Origin of the sequence: Aromatoleum sp., assembly GCF_036675785.1 — a bacterium.
Taxonomy (GTDB): domain Bacteria; phylum Pseudomonadota; class Gammaproteobacteria; order Burkholderiales; family Rhodocyclaceae; genus Aromatoleum.
In genome coordinates this window covers 1-15,937 of record NZ_JAKFEF010000046.1, presented here as the reverse complement: position 1 = coordinate 15,937, position 15,937 = coordinate 1, and the positions used below count along the sequence as shown (strand labels likewise).

16 protein-coding genes and 3 tRNA genes are annotated in these 15,937 nt (G+C 68.0%); 7 read left to right on the top strand and 12 right to left on the bottom strand.

The window, feature by feature from the left end:
• From V6M37_RS10535 to V6M37_RS10515, 5 genes are all read right to left on the bottom strand, one after another.
• A partial coding sequence (locus tag V6M37_RS10535) for a GTP-binding protein (protein WP_332673022.1) occupies window positions 1-357 on the bottom strand: 357 nt, incomplete at its 3' end.
• A 78-nt stretch (window positions 358-435) separates the two neighbouring features.
• Window positions 436-510, bottom strand: a tRNA-Thr gene (locus V6M37_RS10530).
• 26 nt (window positions 511-536) lie between these two features.
• Window positions 537-610, bottom strand: a tRNA-Gly gene (locus tag V6M37_RS10525).
• A gap of 63 nt (window positions 611-673) precedes the next feature.
• Window positions 674-758, bottom strand: a tRNA-Tyr gene (locus V6M37_RS10520).
• Between the two features lie 85 nt (window positions 759-843).
• Complete coding sequence (locus tag V6M37_RS10515; RefSeq protein ID WP_332673021.1) at window positions 844-1,326, bottom strand: Lrp/AsnC family transcriptional regulator; 483 nt, start codon at window positions 1,324-1,326, stop codon at window positions 844-846.
• Between the two features lie 114 nt (window positions 1,327-1,440).
• Between V6M37_RS10515 and V6M37_RS10510 the strand changes: the two genes are divergently transcribed.
• From V6M37_RS10510 to V6M37_RS10495, 4 genes are all read left to right on the top strand, one after another.
• Window positions 1,441-2,847: an FAD-binding oxidoreductase gene (locus tag V6M37_RS10510; protein ID WP_332673019.1), complete on the top strand. Its 1,407-nt coding sequence runs from the start codon at window positions 1,441-1,443 to the stop codon at window positions 2,845-2,847.
• A gap of 34 nt (window positions 2,848-2,881) precedes the next feature.
• Window positions 2,882-3,199, top strand: a complete 318-nt coding sequence (locus V6M37_RS10505) for a hypothetical protein (protein ID WP_332673017.1) — start codon at window positions 2,882-2,884, stop codon at window positions 3,197-3,199.
• 48 nt (window positions 3,200-3,247) lie between these two features.
• On the top strand, window positions 3,248-3,640 hold the full coding sequence (locus tag V6M37_RS10500) for a class I SAM-dependent methyltransferase (protein WP_332673015.1): 393 nt from the start codon (window positions 3,248-3,250) through the stop codon (window positions 3,638-3,640).
• Window positions 3,641-3,734: 94 nt separating this feature from the next.
• Window positions 3,735-4,439 carry a ParA family protein gene (locus tag V6M37_RS10495; protein ID WP_332673012.1) on the top strand — a complete coding sequence of 235 codons (705 nt, stop codon included), beginning with the start codon at window positions 3,735-3,737 and terminating at the stop codon, window positions 4,437-4,439.
• A 133-nt stretch (window positions 4,440-4,572) separates the two neighbouring features.
• Here the strand turns inward: V6M37_RS10495 and V6M37_RS10490 are convergent, their stop codons facing one another.
• Window positions 4,573-5,202, bottom strand: a complete 630-nt coding sequence (locus V6M37_RS10490) for a response regulator transcription factor (RefSeq protein WP_332673009.1) — start codon at window positions 5,200-5,202, stop codon at window positions 4,573-4,575.
• A 549-nt stretch (window positions 5,203-5,751) separates the two neighbouring features.
• Here V6M37_RS10490 and V6M37_RS10485 point away from each other — a divergent pair.
• From V6M37_RS10485 to V6M37_RS10475, 3 genes are all read left to right on the top strand, one after another.
• Window positions 5,752-6,687: an ABC transporter substrate-binding protein gene (locus tag V6M37_RS10485; protein WP_332673006.1), complete on the top strand. Its 936-nt coding sequence runs from the start codon at window positions 5,752-5,754 to the stop codon at window positions 6,685-6,687.
• Window positions 6,684-8,612: an ATP-binding response regulator gene (locus tag V6M37_RS10480; protein WP_332673003.1), complete on the top strand. Its 1,929-nt coding sequence runs from the start codon at window positions 6,684-6,686 to the stop codon at window positions 8,610-8,612. Before V6M37_RS10485 ends, V6M37_RS10480 begins: the two co-directional genes overlap by 4 nt.
• 91 nt (window positions 8,613-8,703) lie before the next feature.
• A complete protein-coding gene (locus V6M37_RS10475; protein ID WP_332673002.1) occupies window positions 8,704-9,132 on the top strand; it encodes a PhaM family polyhydroxyalkanoate granule multifunctional regulatory protein in 429 nt (142 codons plus the stop codon).
• A gap of 16 nt (window positions 9,133-9,148) precedes the next feature.
• On the opposite strand, the gene V6M37_RS10470 is transcribed toward V6M37_RS10475, so the two are convergent.
• The 6 genes from V6M37_RS10470 to V6M37_RS10445 form a co-directional block, all read right to left on the bottom strand.
• Window positions 9,149-10,039 (bottom strand): AEC family transporter, encoded by an 891-nt coding sequence (locus tag V6M37_RS10470; protein WP_332673001.1) that lies wholly within the window; start codon window positions 10,037-10,039, stop codon window positions 9,149-9,151.
• 80 nt (window positions 10,040-10,119) lie between these two features.
• On the bottom strand, window positions 10,120-11,286 hold the full coding sequence (locus V6M37_RS10465) for a CaiB/BaiF CoA transferase family protein (RefSeq protein ID WP_332672998.1): 1,167 nt from the start codon (window positions 11,284-11,286) through the stop codon (window positions 10,120-10,122).
• 64 nt (window positions 11,287-11,350) lie between these two features.
• Entirely contained in the window at window positions 11,351-12,583 is a 1,233-nt protein-coding gene (locus tag V6M37_RS10460) for a phenylacetate--CoA ligase family protein (RefSeq protein WP_332672996.1), read from the bottom strand.
• A 359-nt stretch (window positions 12,584-12,942) separates the two neighbouring features.
• Window positions 12,943-13,782, bottom strand: coding sequence for an ABC transporter ATP-binding protein (locus V6M37_RS10455; RefSeq protein WP_332672994.1), 840 nt, complete (start codon window positions 13,780-13,782; stop codon window positions 12,943-12,945).
• 81 nt (window positions 13,783-13,863) lie between these two features.
• Window positions 13,864-15,186 carry an ABC transporter substrate-binding protein gene (locus tag V6M37_RS10450; protein ID WP_332672992.1) on the bottom strand — a complete coding sequence of 441 codons (1,323 nt, stop codon included), beginning with the start codon at window positions 15,184-15,186 and terminating at the stop codon, window positions 13,864-13,866.
• Between the two features lie 82 nt (window positions 15,187-15,268).
• Window positions 15,269-15,937 (bottom strand): branched-chain amino acid ABC transporter permease (locus V6M37_RS10445; protein ID WP_332672990.1); only part of this gene is annotated, 669 nt, incomplete at its 5' end.

The window sequence follows — 15,937 nt, the reverse complement described above, 5'->3', positions numbered from 1 at the left end:
GTGCTCGCGGGTCTGCGGCATCGGGCCGTCGGCGGCCGAGCACACCAGGATCGCGCCGTCCATCTGCGCCGCACCGGTGATCATGTTCTTCACGTAGTCGGCGTGCCCCGGGCAGTCGACGTGAGCGTAGTGACGGGCCGCCGTCTCGTACTCGACGTGCGCGGTGTTGATCGTGATGCCGCGCGCCTTTTCTTCCGGCGCCGCGTCGATCTGGTCGTAGGCTTTCGCCTCGCCGCCGAACTTCGACGACAGAATCGTCGTGATCGCCGCCGTCAGGGTCGTCTTGCCATGGTCAACGTGGCCGATCGTCCCAACGTTCACGTGCGGTTTCGTCCGCTCAAACTTGCCTTTCGCCATGTCGCCACCTCATATTCAGAATCAGAAAAACCGGACCGATGACAGATCGACCACCACACCAGACGAACCGGAAAGCTGTGGTGCCCATGACGTGGATTGAACACGTGGCCTCTCCCTTACCAAGGGAGTGCTCTACCACTGAGCTACATGGGCTCCGATAAACAACCAACCGCCGAACCTGGAGCGGGTGAAGGGAATCGAACCCTCGTCATAAGCTTGGAAGGCTTCTGCTCTACCATTGAGCTACACCCGCATACAACGCAGACGAACCGCTTTACACCCGATGCCAGCCATCAACTGAAACCCGGCAAAAACTTGGTGGAGGGGGAAGGATTCGAACCTTCGAAGGCAGTGCCGTCAGATTTACAGTCTGATCCCTTTGACCGCTCGGGAACCCCTCCAAGCGAAGCGCCGGACTATAGAGCCTGTCGAACCGGATGTCAAACTGTTTTCGCACGCTCCCCCGGGGAGCGGCTTCGCCCCCCTTCACCGCCGGCAGACCTGGGCGAGCGGCAAGGCGGTCGAATCTTTGACCGAGTGCAGAACGAACGACGATTTCACGTTTGCGACGCCTTCGAGCTTCAGCAGCCGGTCCATCAGGAAGCGCGAGAAATGCTCGAGATCCTCGGCGACGACGTGGACCAGGTAATCCATCTCGCCGGTCAGCGCGAAACAGGACAGCACTTCGGGTGCCGACTGCATTGCCGAATGGAAAGCCTGCATCTGAGTTTCCCGTCGTTTCTCGAGCGTGACGGTCACGAAGGCCTGCAGGCCGAGTCCGACGCGCCGCGGATCGAGGCGCGCGACGTAGCCGCGGATCACGCCCGCTTCCTCGAGCCCGCGCACGCGCCGCAGACATGGCGACGGCGACAGCGAGACGCGTTGCGCGAGCTCGGCGTTGGACAGGCGACCATCACGCTGCAGCAGGTCGAGGATCTGCAGGTCGACGCGGTCTATCGAATCGGTCATCAGTCACGGCTCCGGGACGGGGCGCCTATTTTCGCCGGACGTTCGCCCGCATTGGAAGAAACGACCGAACCGGCAATAATCCGGCACATCGCCCCGACCGACAGGAACACGCTGATGGACCATGCCGACGCTCACGCCCGCCCCCCGCTGCCGCCGACTTTCGCCGCCGAACTCGCTGCGCGTTTCGGGCCGCGATTTTCGACTGCAGAAGCGGTTCGCGCACACCACGGGCACGACGAATCGCACTTTCCCGACATCCTGCCCGACGCCGTCGTCTGGCCGCACGACACCGCCGAGGTCGTCGTGATCGTCGACGCTTGCCGCCGGCATCGTGTGCCGATCGTGCCCTTCGGCGCCGGCAGTTCGCTCGAAGGTCACATTCTTCCGCTGCATGGCGGGATCAGTGTCGATTTCTCGGAGATGAACAAGCTGGTCGCGGTCCACGGCGACGACATGGACGCGGTCGTGCAGCCGGGCCTGACACGCAAGCAGATCAACGCCGCGCTGCATGGCACCGGACTCTTCTTCCCGGTCGATCCCGGCGCGGACGCGAGCCTCGGGGGCATGGCCGCGACGCGCGCGTCGGGGACGAACGCGGTGCGCTACGGGACGATGCGCGACAACGTGCTCGCCTTGGAAGTCGTCCTCGCGGACGGACGCGTGATCCGCACCGGCGGGCGCGCGCGGAAGTCGTCCGCCGGCTACGACCTCACCCGGTTGATGATCGGCTCCGAAGGCACGCTCGGCCTGATCACCGAACTCACCGTCCGCCTCCACCCGCTCCCCGAGGCGGTGTCGGCGGCGGTGTGCGCGTTCCCCGACGTCGTCAGCGCGGTGCGCTGCGTGATCCAGACGATCCAGCTCGGCATCCCGGTCGCGCGCATCGAACTGCTCGACGAACTCGCGGTCCGCGCGATCAACCGCTACAGCAGGACGTCGCTGCGCGAATCGCCGACGCTGTTCTTCGAGTTCCACGGGTCCGACGCGGGCGTCCAGGAGCAGGCGCAGACGGTGCAGGAGCTCGCGCGCGACAACGGCGGACAGGATTTCGAATGGGCGACCCGCCCCGAGGACCGCAGCCGCCTGTGGGCCGCGCGCCACGACGCCTATTTCTCGTGCATCAACCTGCGTCCCGGCTGCCGCGGCATCACGACCGACGTCTGCGTGCCGATCTCGCAACTCGCCGACTGCATCGCCGGCGCGCGCGAGGACATCGACGCGAGCGGGCTCATCGCGCCGATCGTCGGTCACGTCGGCGACGGCAATTTCCACACCGTGGTCCTCGTGGACCCGGAAGACGCGACCGAGATCGCGCGCGCGGAAGCGCTCAACCGCAAGATCGTCGAGCGCGCGCTGGCGATGGGCGGCACCTGCACCGGCGAGCACGGCATCGGCTTCGGCAAGCAGGATTTCCTCGTCGCCGAACACGGGCGCGATGCGGTCGACGCGATGCGCATCGTGAAGCGCGCGCTCGACCCCGAGAACCTGCTGAATCCCGGCAAGGTCGTCGCGGGCGCATGAATATCCGGCGCGCCGCCACACAACCGATCGATTCGTGCCCCCTGCCCTGAAAGCGCTGCTTGCCCAGTCGGGAGGCGCCGTCGTCGCGGTCGCGCTCGCGCGCGGCGGATTGCTGCCGCCCGGCACCTGGGCGGTCGTCGGAACGCAGCCCGTTGGCGCCACCGTCGTCGCGGCCGCGCTTCGCAGCGCCCGCTGGTGGCTGCCGATCCATCTCGCCTTCGCGCCGTTGCTGGTCCTCGCCGGCAAGCTCGGCGTCGCGCCCGGCTGGTATCTCGTCGGCTTCACGGTGCTGCTCGCCGTCTACTGGAGCAGCTTCCGGACGCAGGTACCGCTGTACCTGTCGAGCCGCTAGACGGGGCGCGCCGTCGCGGCACTCCTGCCAAGAGGCCGGCCGTTTCGCATGCTCGACGTCGGCAGCGGGACCGGCGCGGTGCTTCGGCATCTCGCGAAGCGCCGGCCCGAGTGTGTTTTCGACGGCATCGAAGTGGCGCCGGCGCCGTGGCTGCTCAGCACCCTGCTCGCCCGCGCACAGGCCAACGTACGATTCCGGCGCGCGGATTTTTTTGTGCAGTCGTGGCGCGGTCATGACGTTGTCTACGCTTTCCTGTCGCCCGTGCCGATGGCCCGCGTGTGGGAGAAGGCGCAGCGCGAACTGCCGGCCGGCGCGACCGTGATCAGCAACGCCTTTCCGGTGCCGGGCGCAGCCCCCGAACGGACGGTCGAAGTCGACGACGCGCGCGGGACGATCCTTTACGTCTATCGCGTCGCGGGAGCCGGTTCGACAACGAAATAGCGGCCGATTCCGCGCGCTTTTTCGCCGCTTGCGGGACGGGAGCGACCTCGATAATGACGATGTGCGGCGAAAGGCCGCGATCGAGGAACACCGCATGGCTGAAATCATCTGCGTCATCGGCAACAAGGGGGGAACCGGCAAGACCACCCTTTCGCACATGCTCGCCCAGGGCCTCGGGCTGCTCGGGCATCGCTCGGCGTGCGTGCTGACCGACACGACCCGCGAACCGCTGAGCCCCGACGGGCGCCGCTACATCACCGCCGACGCGCGCACTCGCGACGCGCTGACGAAAGTCGTCGACAAGCTGCGCACGCTCCCCGACTGGATCGGCGTCATCGACGGCAGCGGCAACCGCACCGAGATGGATCGCAAGCTGTACGCGATGTCGGACCTCGTGCTGATGCCGTTCCGCGAGTCGCACGAGGACATCCGGACCGTCCTGCGCGACCTCGACATGTTCCAGCGCGGCTACGCGGTCCCGACGCAGTGGCCGACGAACGCCTGGCAGCGGGAGGCTGCCGACCGGGCGGTCGCGCAGCTGATGGGTGTTCACCGCGAGCGCATCCTCCATCCGGTCGCCGCGCTGTCTGCGTCCAAGCTGCTGCTACAGAAGAAGATGCCGGAGCAGCTGCCGACCCCGGTCGCGAACGCGTGCCGCGCGCTTGCGCGCCAAGTGCTCCAGGTCATGGAAATCGGTGAGCCGGACGAAGTGATCGACGCTTGCGACGAGGACGATCACGTTGGAGGGCGGTTGTCCGCCGCCGACATGCCGATGCGCTCGAGTTTTGCCCGCGGCTGACACTGGCGGCCTGGTCGCGAACGGTGCCTCCAATGGCACGGCACTGCCGCGTGTTCCACTGGAAGGATGCGACGTGCGAGGGGCGCGCCGGCTCCGCCCGGACCGCCCGCGCGAATCGTAAGGATCGGACGCGCTACAGGCGCGGGCCGTGCCGTGCGATGACGATCAGGGCCTGCGCGCGGCTCGTCACGTTCAGCGCGCGAAAAATCGCCGACATATGCACTTTGACCGTCCCTTCGGACAGCCCGAGAAGGTCCGCGATTTCGCGGTTCGTCTTGCCCTGCGCGAGCAGCTCCATGACCCGCGTCTGACCGGCGGTCAGCCCGAATCGCTCGCTGACCGGTGCGCCCGAGCGCTTCGCGGCGCTCTCGGGCTCCATGTCGGGCGCGTAAATCCCGCCGTCGAGCACACAGCGCACGGCGCTGCGGAGCACTTCACCCGAACTCGACTTCGACACGAAGCCCGACGCGCCGCCCTTCATCGCACGCCGAATCGTCGCCGAGTCGTCGAGGGCCGAGACGACGATCGCGGGCACATCGGGGAACCGGCGCGCGAGCACCGCGAGCAACGAAAAGCCGTTCAGGTCCGGCAGCATCAGGTCGATCACCGCAAGGTCCCAGTCCGCGCTCTCCTCGAGTTTCTTCAGCGCTTCCTCCGACCCCTTGGCTTCGACGCATTCGACCCCGTCCTCGAGGCGTGCGAGGGTCTGGGCCATCGCTTCGCGCACGAGCGCGTGGTCTTCGACGATCAATATTCTGGTCACGGCTTGCTCCCGGGGCACAAACGCGTGGAGCATATCACGCACCCCCGCGAATTCCGTTCGCATCGACCGCCCGGGGTGGCCGAAAATCCCCCGCCGCACACGAGTGACGAAGGAACCGTTACAGGGGGAAGCGCTTCACCCTCGCGGGTTCCCGCCAAGACCGCCGCTGCGTGGCCCATTCGGAAACTGCGGATAGCGGGCTGCGTGAAGCGCCGGTTCAATGGCGGGTCGATTTTCGGCTCGGCCACGTGAGCGGCTGTCGCCCGGCTACCATCTTCGGCCCGACCGAATAGAATGCCGTCACCCGCCGAATGGAACCTCGGCGGGCGACTCAGTCCGCATCCGGCCTTGCCCAGACATGAACGTTCCCCGCGAAACCCTCCGTGCTGTCCGCTCCTCGCCCCGTCGGGCGAGTGGAGCGCGCCGGCGCCTCGGTGCGCGCAACGAGCCGGACGTCGCGCCGACGAACCGTCGCCGGGAGCCGAAACGCGTGACAGGGCTGGCGCCATCTCCCGTCGTCGAACCGATGCCGACGCGGTGCGCCGGCGCATGAGCGCGACGCTACGCGGACTGCCCGCCGCACTGCTGCTCCTGCTCGTCCTCGCTACCGCGTTGTTCACCGGCGATGCGGCGGCCGCGCGCGTGCTGCTCGTCACGAGCGAGCGCAGCGGCGCCCACGAAGAGACGTTGGCCGCGATCCGCACGGCGCTCGTACCGGGCATCGCGACGTCCGACATCGGCATCCTCGAGCCTTCGCAGGTCGAGAACGGCACGCTCGCAGGCAGCCGCATCATCGTCACGATCGGCACCGAGGCCGCCCAGGCCGTCACGAGCCAGTCGCCGCGCCAGCCGGTGCTGCATACGCTGCTGCCGCGCGACGCGTACGAGCGCCTCCCGGCGACGACCGGAACCGGCCGCAGTTCGGCGATCTTCCTCGACCAGCCGGTCCAGCGGCAGATCGCGCTGATCACCGAGGCGCTGCCCGATTGGCGCCGGCTCGCGTTGCTCGCCGGTCCGCGCAGCCTGCCGCTGGCGACCCAGCTCGCCGCGGCCGCGCAGGAACAGCAGTTGAGCGTCAACATCGAAAACATTTCGAGCGAGCGGGACATCTATCCCGCGCTGCAGCGCCTGCTCGCCGACCGCGCCGTGCTGCTGGCGCTGCCCGACAGCACGGTTTTCAACAGCTACACGATCCAGAACGTGCTGCTGACGAGCTATCGCCACCGCTCGCCGCTGATCGGGTTTTCGCCGGCTTATGTACGCGCCGGCGCGCTGCTCGGACTGTATTCGACTCCGGCGCAGATCGGCGACCAGGCGGCGGAGGCGATCCGCACGGTGCTCGCCGGCGGAGGCCTGCCGCCGCCGCAGGCCTCACGCCGGTTCGAAATCGGCATCAACCAGAACGTCGCCAACTCGCTCGGCATCCGCCTCGAACCCGCGGCCGAGATCGCCGCGCGGATCAGCCGGCGCGAGACGAAGCCATGATCTCGAACTGGGGCGTGCGCTCGCGCGTGATGCTGGTCGCGGTCCTGCCGACGCTCGTGCTCGCGGTCGTCCTGACGGCGTTCTATACCGGCTCGCGCGTCGCCGACCAGGAAGAAGCACACCTCGCGCGCGGCCAGGCCTTCGCCCGGCAACTCGCCGTCGCGAGCGAGTACGCGGTGTTCTCCGGAAACCGGGATTCGCTGCACCGCCTCGCGAGCGCGATGGTCACCGAAAACGACGTCGTCGGGGTGATGATCCTCGACAGCAACGGGCAGCCCCTGGCCTACAGCGGTCATCCCGACGCCGGGCTCGCGCTGCCCGCGGGCGTGCGCGCCTCGGCGGCGGATCTCGTCAACGCCCGCGCCACGCTGCGGGTCGTCGAGCCGGTGCTGCCCAGCAGGCTCGAACTCGACGACGGCTTCACACCCGCTTCGGTCGGTGCGGAACCATCCGCCGCGCAGCCTCGCGCGCTCGGGACGGTGATCGTCGACTTCTCGCGCTCCGAACTCACCGCACGCCAGAACCGCCTGCTGCTGACCGGCAGCGGCGCGATCATCATCGTGCTGATCGGCGGCCTCGCGCTCGCCAACTACATGAGCCGCGGCGTCAGCGGCCCAATCCGCCTCGTCGCGTCCGCGGTCGACCGGATCGGGCGCGGCGATTTCTTCATCCGCCTGCCCGAGATCGGCGGCGGCACCTTACGGACGCTCGCTATAGGCGTGAACCAGATGGCGGAGAAGCTGGCGAGCGCGCACGACGACCTGAGCCGCCAGATCGCCGAGGCAACCGCGGAACTACGCGCGCGCAAGGAAGAGGCGGAGCAGGCGACGCTGTCGAAATCGCGCTTCCTCGCCGCGGCGAGCCACGACCTGCGCCAGCCGATGCACGCGCTCGGCCTCTTCATCGCCGAGCTGTCGCAGCAGCCGCACGCGCCCGAGTCGCGGCGCCTCGTCGAGCGTATCGCGGCCTCGGCCGAAGCGATGGAGAACCTGCTCGACAGCCTCCTCGACATTTCGAAACTCGACGCCGGGGTGCTCGAACCGAACGTCTGCCCGTTCGCGCTGCAGCCGCTGCTCGAACGCATCGCCCTCGAACAGCGGCCGCGCGCGGTCATGCACGAGTTGCTGCTGAAAGTCCGTCCGACCATGCACTGGATCGAAAGCGATCCGGTGCTGTTCGAACGGATTCTCAGCAACCTCGTCAGCAACGCGGTCCGCTACACGCGCAACGGGCGCGTGCTCGTCGCGTGCCGTCGGCGCGGCGATCGGCTGCGCATCGAGGTGCGCGACAACGGCGTCGGCATCGCCGCCGACGCCCAGGCGATCATCTTTCAGGAGTTCGTGCAGTTGGACAACCCGGCGCGTTCGCGCGACAAGGGGCTCGGCCTCGGGCTCGCGATCGTCCGCCGGCTCACCGACCTGCTCGGGCACCGGCTGTCCGTCCGGTCGCAACCGCGAAAGGGTTCGGTGTTCGCGATCGAGGTGCCGATCGCCGCGCCGGTCGAGTACCGTGGCGGCAACGATTCGCGCCGCTCTCCCGGCAATCTCGCGGGTTTCCACGTCGCATTGATCGACGACGACCCGCTCGCGCAGGCAGGCATGACGAGCCTGCTCGAATCCTGGGGTTGCCGCGTCACGGCCGCGGACGACGTGACGGGGATCGTCGAACTGCTCGAAAGCGGCGCGCAGCCCGGTCCGCAACTCATCATCAGCGACTATCGGCTCGAAGGCAGCGCGGGCGGCATCGACGTGATCCGCAGGCTGCGCGAACGCTTCGGCGTCGACCTGCCCGCGGTGCTGATCAGCGGCGACACCGGGCCCGACACCCTCGGCCTCGCGCAGCGCGAGGGCCTGCCGCTACTGCACAAGCCGGTGCGGCCGGCGCGCCTGCGCGCGCTGCTGAACCGGCTGCCGGGCAAGGACTGATCCCCTGGCTGCCCCGGGCGAACGTGGCATGACTGCGCTCGACCGCGTGGGGTAAGATCGCCGCCTGTCCACTTAGCGCCGGGAGCACTTCATGTCGAAAGAGACGCCAGCCGCCGACCCGCTCGAGTTCGTGCGCGGCATGTGGAACAACATGGGTTTTTCGCTGCCCGGGATGGTGACGCCGACCCTCGACGTCAACGAGCTCGACAAGCGGATCGCCGACCTGAAGGCGGTCGAGAACTGGCTCAAGATGAACCTGAACATGCTGCAGATGACGACGCAGGGGCTCGAGATGCAGCGCGTCGCGCTCGCCGCCGTGCAGGCGATGAGCCAGCATGCGCGCGAGTCGGGCTCGGCCGACGCGCAAGTAGACACCAACCTCTTCGCCGCTGCCGCGATGTGGCCGTGGAACCTGATGACGACACCGCACGGCACGGAGGCGCCGCCGGCGAAACCGGAAACCAGGGCGGAAGCAAAGCCGGCACGCCCCGCGAGCAAGCCGGCCACTGAGAAGAAATGACCGCGGTGGCGGTCCGCTAGAGCAACTGCAGCCAGAACGTCAGCGACAGCACGGCAAGCAAGGTCGTCGCCGAAATCAGCCACGCGACACCGGGGCCGTCGCCCCCCATGCGCATTGCGAGGATGTACGCGGAGCTCGCCGACGGGAGCGCCGCGAACAACACGATCGTGTCGAACGCGATGCCGTCGAGGCCGAGCGCGCGGCCGATGATCCACGCGATCGCCGGCAGCAGCAGCAGCTTCACCGAGACGAACCAGGCCGACCCCGCCCACCGTCCGCCGACCTTGCCCCAGCGCAGCGCCGCGCCGACCGCGAGTAGCCCGAGCGCGACCGCCGCGTCGCCGAGCCGCTTGAGGAAGAACTGCACCGGCGCCGCGAGGTCGAGCCCCGAGACATTGAACGCCATTCCGGCGATCGTCGCGATGACGAGCGGGTTGCGCACGAGCTCGCGCACGATGCCGCCCTGGCCGTGCCGCGCCATCATCCCCACGGCCATGATGTTCGCAAACGGCACCATCGCGCCGCACAGCCCGCCCATCAGCGCGACGCCCGCCGGCCCATGCAGCTTGCCGGCGATGGCGATGCCGATATAGGTGTTGAAGCGATAGGCGCATTGCAGGCGCGATGCGAACGCCATCGCATCGAGCCCCGCCAGCGGCCGGCAGAGCCACCCGAGGGCGAAGCCGGACGCCATCACGCCCAGACCGGCGACGAACAGCGGCAGCGCCCCGCCCGCATCGACTTCGGCCGTCGCCATCGCGTTGAACAGCAGCGCGGGGAACAGGATGAAGTAAACGAGCTTCTCGACGCCGGTCCAGAACGCGGCGTCAGTAACGAGTTGCCGGCGCAGCCCCGCGCCGAGGACGATCAGCGAAAAATCGGGAAGAAGGAGGAGCAGGCTTTGCATCGCCGGAGCTTAGCCGATCGTCCGGTCACGCCGCGATTCGGAGTACTGCGGATCGACAGGACGCGGCGGCGGGCCGACCGTCAGAGGACGCCCGCCCCGCGCAGCCGCGCGATTTCCGCCGCGTCGAGCCCGAGGCCGGCGAGGATCGCGTCGCTGTCGGCGCCCGCGTCCGGCGCCGGCGCGACGTCGCCGAGTTCGAAGTCCGACAGGTGCACCGGGGGCGCGAACTGCCGCACGCCGTCGACCTCGACCACCATCCCGCGCGCCGCGATCTGCGCGTCGTCGAGACTTTCCTCGAGACGCAGCACCGGCGTCACGCAGCAATCGACCCGGTCGAAAATCGCGACCCATTCGGCCTGCGTGCGGCGGCCGAAGATCGCCGCGACGTCGGCGCGCGCGCGCTCCCCGTCGGCGCCGGTCGCGAGATGCGCGGGCTTCAGGTCCGGCCGCTCGAGCGTGTCGCACATCAGGCGCCAGAATTTCTCCTCGAGCGCGCCGACCGCCATGTAACGGCCGTCCGCGGTTTCATACACGCCGTAGCACGGCACGCCGCCGCTCAACAGGTCTTCGCCGCGCGGGCGCACCTGCCCGTGCGCGAGCACTTCGGCGAACGGGAAGATCGCGTGGGCGAGCGCGGCGTCGGTCATTGCGACGTCGACGTGGCGGCCGTTCCCGGTCGCCTTCGCGTCGATGACAGCGACGAGCAGGCCGAGCAGCGCCGACAGGCTGCCGCCGAGGAGGTCGCCGATCTGCAAATTCGGGATCGCCGGCGCACCGCCCGCGACCCCGACCTGGTCGAGGACGCCGGCATAGCCGATGTAGTTGATGTCGTGCCCGGCGCGCTGCGCGTACGGTCCGGTCTGGCCATAACCGGAAATGCTGCACAGGACGATCCTCGCGTTCGTCGCCCGCAGCACGTCGTAGCCGATGCCGAGCTTGTCCATCACCCCGGGACGAAATCCCTCGACGACGACGTCGGCCGTCTCGACGAGCCGCAGGAAGAGGTCGCGGCCGGCGTCCTGCTTGAGATCCAGGCGCAGGCTCTGCTTGCCGCGGTTGACGGTCTGGTAGAAGAAACTCGTGTCGCCGTTCATCGCGCCCATCGTGCGCGCGTAGTCGCCCGCGCCGGGGTCCTCGACCTTGATGACTTCCGCGCCGTAGTCAGCGAGATGCTGCGTCGCGAGCGGGCCGGGCAGCAAACGCGTGAGGTCGAGGACGCGCAGGCCGTGCAGGGGTTTCTGTCTCATGCTCTCGGGTTGTCAGTGTCGGGGGCGACATTCTAGGCGACCGGTCCGCTCCGGCGCGCCGCCGTCACTCGTACTTGCGCACGTCGTCGATGACCTTGCCGTCGTTGGCGAGCGTTCCCGGCGCGCAGAGGATCACGTCGCCGCGCAGCTTCGTCAGTTCGCGCACGCTCGACGCGACCGCCGCGTCAAGCCCGCTTCCGCCCTCGCCCACTTCGCAGTGCAGCGTCATGCGATCGACGAGATCCGGGTTGTCGACGACCAGGCGTGCGCGCTTCACCTCCGGGTGCCGCCGCACCACCTCCGCGATCTGCCCCGGATGCACGAACATGCCCTTGACCTTGGTCGTCTGGTCCGCGCGTCCCATCCAGCCGCGGATGCGTGCATTCGTCCGGCCGCAAGGCGACCTGCCCGGCATCACGGCCGAGAGGTCGCCGGTGCCGAATCGGATCAGCGGGTAGTCCGGGTTGAACGTCGTGACGACGACTTCGCCGACTTCGCCGTCGGCGACCGGGTCGCCGGTGCCGGGGCGGACGATTTCGACGATGACGTCCTCTTCGATGACCAGGCCGTCGCGCGCCGGCGTCTCGTACGCGATCAGCCCAATGTCGGCCGTCGCATACGCTTGGAACGCGTCGATGCCGCCCGCGGCGAACGCGTCGCGCAGGCTCGGCGGGAAGGCTTCGCCGGAGACGAAGGCTTTCGTGAAGCTCGTCGCGACGCCGGCCTCCCCGGCCTTGTCGAGCAGGATGCGCAGGAAGGACGGGGTGCCGACGTACGCGTTCGGCCGCAAGTCCGCGATTGCCGCGAGCTGCTGCTCGGTCTGCCCGACCCCGGCGGGAAACACGGTGCAGCCGAGCGCATGCGCCGCCGTCTCCATCATCGATCCGGCGGGCGTCATATGGTACGAGAACGTGTTATGGACGAGGTCGCCTTCGCGGAAACCCGCCGCGTAGAGCGCGCGTGCGAGACGGTAGTAGTCCGGCCGCGCCCCTTCCGGCTCGTACAGCGGCCCGGGCGACGCGAACACGCGGCGAACGCCCGCGCCCCAGCGCACCGCGGCGAAACCGCCGAACGGCCGCGCGGCCTTCTGGCGCTCGAGGAGCTCCGACTTGCGGGTCACCGGGAGCCGCGCGAGCGCCTCGCGGCTCGCCACGGCCGCCGGATCGACGTCCTCTAAGAGCTTCGTGAACCCCGGCGCGTTCGCCTTTGCATGGGCGATCAGGGCCGGCAGGCGCGCGACGAGTTCGCGTTCGCGCTCGGCCGGATCACGGGTTTCTCGGGCGTCGTAGTAGTCCATTTCAAAATCCTTGATCCTTGCGGATGGCAATCGGGAACGGGGTTCCCTGACGACCGCGGCCGGTTCGGGCCGTGACGTCGGCGTTCGTCGCGTTACCGGCCCGCGCCGAACGCCCGCAGGTCGGACCGAGCGCAGCGATGGCCGACGTTCGGACGCCGCCGGCCCCGGGTACGAACCGGAAACGCCGCTTCGGCCATCGCTTCGCTCACGCCGACCTACACCGGCTGGAATTTCGCACCCCCAAGCGAAGGCAGGGTGATGGCGGGAAAGCGCGGTGCGAGGCAAGGCGCGAGGGCGCGCCGCGTGCTGCTGCACGCAAGCGCCCGAGCAACGCCGCATCGCGCCGCGATCTCCCGCCGTCAGGAGAGCCAGCGCTTGCGGCGGCGGTAATGCTTGACGTCGCGGAAGCTCTTCCTGCCCTCGCCCGACAAGCCGAGGTAGAACTCCTTGACGTCCTCGTTCGCGGCGAGCCCTTTCGCTTCGCCTTCCATCACGATGCGGCCGTTTTCCATGATGTAGCCGTAGTCGGCGTAGCGCAGCGCGACCATCGTGTTCTGCTCGGCGAGCAGGAAGCTGACCGCTTCCTTCGCGTTGAGGTCCTTCACGATCTCGAAGATCTCCTCGACGATCTGCGGCGCGAGGCCCATCGACGGTTCGTCGAGCAGGATCATCTCCGGCTTGGCCATCAGCGCGCGGCCGATCGCGCACATCTGCTGCTCGCCGCCCGACGTGTAGCCCGCCTGCGACGTGCGGCGCGTCTTCAGCCGCGGGAAGTAGTGGTAGACCTTCTCGAGGTTGTCCTTCAGCTCGCCGCGCGAGATCGAGCGCGTGTAGGCGCCGGTCAGCAGGTTTTCCTCGATCGTCAGGTGGCCGAAGCAATGGCGGCCTTCCATGACCTGGATCACGCCGCGTTTGACGAGGTCGTTCGGCGTCATCTGGTCGACGCGCGCGCCCTTGAACTCGATGCTGCCTTTCGTGACGTCGCCGCGCTCGGCGCGCAGCAGGTTCGAGATCGACTTCAGCGTCGTCGACTTGCCGGCGCCGTTCGCGCCGAGCAGTGCGACGATGCTCCCCTTCGCCACGTCGAGCGACACGCCCTTGAGCACGAGGATCACGTGGTCGTAGATGACCTCGACGTTGTTGATGCTGAGGTAGGGCTGAGCCGCCGGCGCGGCGGCAGTGTTCGTGGCTGTATGCATTGTCCGTCTTCGCCTTCCTGTCTCCGTCCCGACTCCCGGGGGAGCCTCGCGGGGCCGCGCGGACGCGGCCCCTGTCGCGACTTACATCTCCTTCGCGCAGTCACGCGGCGTGATGCCCTTCTCCTTCGCGTACGCGGCGGCCGACTCCTCGATCATCGGGCGCACCACCGTCTGGTCGCCGCTGATCCAGTCGGTGACAACCTTCCACTTCGTGCCGTCCCACTGCTGGAACTTCACCTTGCCGGCGCCTTCGTGGTCGGCGCAGGTGATCTTCAGGTCGGGCATGAAGCCGGCCGCGCCGAGTTGCGAGAGGCGCGCGTTGTCGATGTTCAGGTTCTCGAAGCCCCAGCGCATCTGCTCGCCGGTCATCGGCTTGCCCTTGCCGAACTTCTCCTGTGCCTTGCGGATCGCTTCGACGGTGATGATTCCGTGCACGACGCCGCGGTTGTACAGCACCGAGCCGACGCGGTCCTTCTCGGCCATGTTGCCGGCGCCCTTCGCATAGACGTGCTTCTGGATGTCCTGGACGATCGGGTAGTTCGTACCGGCGACGTTGAAGCCCGCCGCGGTGTAGCCCTTCGCCGCGTCGCCCGCCGGAATCGTGTCCTCCTCCGAACCCGACCACCACACGCCGACGATCTTGTCGCGCGAATAGCCGGTCTTCTGCGCGGTGCGCAGCGCGGTCGCATTCATCACGCCCCAGCCCCACAGGATCACGTAGTCGGGTTTCATCTGGCGGATCTGCAGCCACTGGGCCTGCTGCTCGTTGCCGGGGTTCGCGACGGCGATCTTCTCGACGGTGAAGCCGTGCTTCGCCGCGAGCTTGTCAAGGATCGCGTGCGATTCCTTGCCGTAGGCCGAGTCGTGATACAGCAGGCCGATCTTCTTGCCCTTGAGCTTGTCCATCCCGCCTTCTTTCTGGCCGAGATAGTTGACGATCGCGGAGGCCTGCGTCCAGTACGTCGAGATCATCGGGAAGACCCACGGGAAGACGCGGCCGTCGGCGGCGTCGGTGCGGCCGTAGCCGATCGTCACCATCGGGATCTTGTCCTGCGCGACCTTCTCGAGCACCGAGTACGTGATGCCGGTCGACAGCGGCTGGAAGGTCGTGTTGCCGGTCGAACCCTTGCTCTTCAACCGCTCGTAGCATTCGACGCCGCGCGCGTTGTTGTATTCGGTCTCGCACTCCTCCCACGTCAGCTTGACGCCGTTCACGCCACCGTCGCGTGCGTTGATCATCGACATGTAGTCGATCCAGCCGCCATACAGCGACGCGCCGTTCGAGCCGAACGGGCCGACGCGGTAGCTCGGCAGGCCGATGAACTGTTCCTGCGCGAGCGCATAGCCGCTCGCGAGCAAGCCGGCGATCGTCGTGCCGATGAGTGCGGTCCGCTTCAGTTTCATGTTGCCTCCTCTTTTATTTAATGGTGCTGCGTTCTACCAGCGCGTCCGGCACGCGACGGCCGGACGCCCCGGGATTCGATGCTCAGTGCGGGAACGGCCACAGCCGCAGCTTCTCCTTGCCGATCTGCCACAAGCGCGCGAGGCCGTGCGGCTCGACGATCAGGAAGAAGATGATCAGCCCGCCGAAGATGATGAGTTCCAGGTTCGACGCGAGGCCCGCCGGCATCGACCCGGCGAACAGGGTGTGCATCGTCACGTTGAGGAAGATCGGCAGCAGCACGATGAACGCCGCGCCGAGGAAGGAGCCCATGATCGAGCCGACGCCGCCGATGATGATCATGAAGAGGATGCGGAACGACAGGTCGAGGTTGAAGCCTTCGGGCTCGACGGTGCCGAGATAGGTGTAGGCGTACAGCGCGCCGGCGACGCCGCAGTAGAACGACGACACCGCGAACGCCGACAGCTTCGCCCGCATCGGGCGGATGCCGATGACTTCGGCGGCGACGTCCATGTCGCGCACCGCCATCCACTTGCGGCCGGTCGTGCTGCGTACGAGGTTCTTCGCGACGAGCGCGAGCACCGCGACGATCGACAGCGTCAGCAGGTACTTCGACACCGGCGTGTCGAACACGAAGCCGAGGATCTCGACCTGCTGCGCGGTGATGACGCCCGACGACGAGTGGTTCGAGAACCACGGGAACTTCACGAGCGCCCAGACGATGAAGAACTGCGCCGCGAGCGTCGCGACCGC